The sequence below is a fragment of the Prolinoborus fasciculus genome, from assembly GCF_056724605.1.
Genome location: NZ_JBWZQN010000113.1, coordinates 1 through 3,219, shown reverse-complemented (window position 1 = coordinate 3,219; position 3,219 = coordinate 1). Strand labels below are relative to the sequence as shown.

3 protein-coding genes are annotated in these 3,219 nt (G+C 41.1%); all 3 read right to left on the bottom strand.

The annotated features are described in order from the left end of the window. Nucleotides 1-222: 222 nt before the first annotated feature. Nucleotides 223-573, bottom strand: coding sequence for a hypothetical protein (locus AC1P5O_RS16295; protein ID WP_004280391.1), 351 nt, complete (start codon nt 571-573; stop codon nt 223-225). A 259-nt stretch (nt 574-832) separates the two neighbouring features. Beyond that, the gene (locus AC1P5O_RS16290; protein ID WP_262466464.1) at nt 833-1,999 is read right to left on the bottom strand and encodes a fatty acid desaturase family protein; all 1,167 of its coding nucleotides are present in this window, start codon (nt 1,997-1,999) and stop codon (nt 833-835) included. A 42-nt stretch (nt 2,000-2,041) separates the two neighbouring features. Further along, on the bottom strand, nt 2,042-3,064 hold the full coding sequence (locus tag AC1P5O_RS16285; protein WP_262466465.1) for a flavin reductase family protein: 1,023 nt from the start codon (nt 3,062-3,064) through the stop codon (nt 2,042-2,044). Between the last annotated feature and the right edge of the window lie 155 nt (nt 3,065-3,219).

Here is a 3,219-nt window from a genome sequence, read left to right as displayed (position 1 = left end):
TGATGCCATTTCTCTTTATATTGTTACTTAGACAGGTAGGACATTTGATTTGTAGCGTTATTTTCATACCTCTATTTTATCAAAAGCCATATTGTTTTTTTCAGCATACTTTTTGAAACACCACCAAGTTTCGTTCCATAAAGCATTCCTAAAAAAAGATGTCATGCTCTGTCCTTTCACATGACATCTTTGATTTTATCTTGTGCGTAAAATTCTTGCTAACTATTTGGCTTTTTTATAGATTGAGCCTGAACCAACCAGATTTCCGGTTTTCTCATCGATTGCAAAATCGACCATACCTGCACCTGCGTTCAACTGAAGCATGCCATTTTCGTTCACTGCAGCGGGCATTGGATTCTTTTTCTCGGTTTTACCGGTTTCCTTATCTTTGATCGTATTGGTAATCAGATAATTTTCACCATTTTTTGAAATAACCAGAATATTTTCAAGTTTTGGATTTTCCACGGTGTTTTTCCAGTTGCCCTGATAATCTGGTGCGGGTGCTTCAGTGGTGTTACAAGCAGTTAAAAGTACTAATAATGGAATTGCTGAAAAATATTTAAGATGTTTCAAAACTGAGACCTTAAGTGTAACGACGCGGCCATTATAGAGAGAAGCCCTTAGGGCTGAAGCAGGTTGTTGTAGGCAAAGCGTTTCAGCAGTACTGGATCTGTTTTGCTTTCGTCATTTTTTGAAATCTGTATCCATATTTTATTCATAAACAGGAGGATTTTAATGATATTGAATCTGATAAAGGTCAAAAAAAATTCCTCAATAGACCATCCAAATCTATTGAGGAGTACCAAAATGGTGAATAAGTAAAGCTTAAAAATTATGACAATAGTTTCGCTTTAAAGTAGTTGAATACAGATTTGGCAGCATGGGTTTTTTCAACCACCTGCTCAGTCCAGTGATTCGGTAGAGAACATTTAGCCAGACCTACCCACACTGTAGAAAACTGTTTCATGAAGCTGGCTTCGTTATAGTGAATACCATATTCTGCACAGAGCGCTTTGATTTTTGGCGCAACCTGCGCATAGCGATTGGCGGGCATGTCCGGGAATAGATGATGCTCAATCTGATGACTCAAATTACCACTCAAGATATGTAGCCAAGTTGTTCCACTAAAATTGCTCGAACCGCGAATCTGGCGTAAATACCACTCGGCACGGGTTTCATTGTCGGTATTGTCCATTTCAAAGGTTTCAGCATCTTCAGTGAAATGACCGTTAAAAATGACGGCAGAAGCCCATAGACTGCGAATCACATTGGCCACCGCATTTCCGGTAAATACCGGAATGGCATTTGGCCCGGCAATGATCGGGAAAAATACATAATCTTTTAACACCTGACGGCGCATTTTTTGGCGCAAAGGTGCTGCTTCTTCCCAGACTTCTTTCCAGGTTTTGGTTTTATAGGCAATCACATCTTCCAGATGCAAACGTTGCAGGCCAACATACCATTCGAAAAACACCATTAACTGAATGCCCAATGGAATATTGAACAGAAAACGTGGTTCCCATTTTTGTGATTCACTAACTCGAATCAGCCCATAACCGACATCATGATCCATTCCGACAATATTGGTATAAGTATGGTGAATATAGTTGTGCGTGTATTTCCAGTCATCGCCGGTTGAAATCGTATCCCAGTCATAGGTCGCACCGTTCAGACTCGGATCATTCATCCAGTCGAACTGGCCATGCATGACATTGTGACCGAGTTCCATATTTTCCACGATTTTGGAAAGACCGAGCAGACCTGTCCCCGCCAGCCATACCGGTGGCAACCAACCGGCAAACATCAGCATGCCACGTGAGGCAATTTCGCTATAGCGGATAAAGTTGCGGATTTTATAAATATATTCGGCGTCTTTTTCCCCCAGATCATCCATGACCTCGCGGCGGATCGCATCGACTTTGGCACCGAATTCCTCAATCTGTTCAGGACTAAGAAATTGGCTTTTGCTATGTCGTTTAAAATCAATTTGCATATTCATGGGAGCACCTTCTTATAGTTTAATTAATGGCTTATCAATAGTTTATAAATTAATCACCACAGGACTCACTGCCTGAGAAATGCACAGTTTGATCTGGGTATTATTACCATGATCAATTTCACCGGTCAGGACATTTCGTACCGAACCACTGACTTTGGTACAGGAACAGGTATTGCAGATACCCATTCGGCAGCCATGCGCTGGTCTCAAGCCGGATTTTTCGGCACTTTCCAGTAAGTTGGACTGGGCTTGAAATTCCTGCTGCGATCTTAAAAACCGTACCGGCTGTGCTTTAATTTTTTCATCGACCACAACCTGGAAATATTCCGAATGAAAATTGGATTTCAATTCCAGTTTATCAACGATGCGAAGTGAGGCCTTCATCATCCCGGCGGAGCCACAAGCATAAATTTTTCGTTCTGCAAAGTCTGGCACCAACTTTTGCAATAAGCTCTGGGTCAGATGCTGCTGGTGTTCCACAGTATTGAAATGGTGATATTTCAAGTTTGGATACATAAGAGCCAATGTTTTCAGTTCAGCATGAAAGGCATCATCTCGAGTGAAATAAATCAGGTCGATCTGTTCCAGAGATTGAATGACTGCTTTTTGCAGCAAGGAGTAAATGGCGGTAATACCACTGCCTGAAGCCAGGAATAAAATCGGCTGCGTGGATTTTTGCAATGTGAACTCACCTTGCGGCTGTGAAATTTCTATCACGGCACCAATTTGCATCAGACTTAAGGCACGTGACACTTTGCCCTGCTGTTTAACCGCAATGATCAGATCGCCATTTTTTAATACCGTCACTACAGAATAATGTCGCTGATGACGTACGCCATCAAGTTTGACAGTCACTGCAATATTCTGGCCGGCCTGAAATGACTTGGCTTTAAAATTATGATTTGGACGTAAGTGAATCTTGAAAAAGTCAGGACTGATGGCTTGAATGCCCATAACGGCAGCCTTAACTTTTTTAATTGCCCAGGTTGGATGGATTTTTTCACCAATAAAATCAATGAAATCTTCCCGGATCCAATGCGGCTGATAGGTTGGCATGCTTGTCATTTTTATCCCCTTATCCGCAGACAGTTTTATTAACCTGAGTTCGACATAAAAAATAAATAAAAAAAAGCCTTAGCATCTGTAATATCTTGGTTACGAAGACAAAACATTTCAGAGCAAGGCTTTTTCATGGACTATATTACCGAATTATTTTGTAT

Coding starts and splice junctions, on each gene's coding strand:
- AC1P5O_RS16290 (WP_262466464.1), bottom strand. CDS start 1,999: ATGAATATGCAAATTGATTTTAAACGACATAGCAAAAGCCAATTTCTT.
- AC1P5O_RS16285 (WP_262466465.1), bottom strand. CDS start 3,064: ATGACAAGCATGCCAACCTATCAGCCGCATTGGATCCGGGAAGATTTC.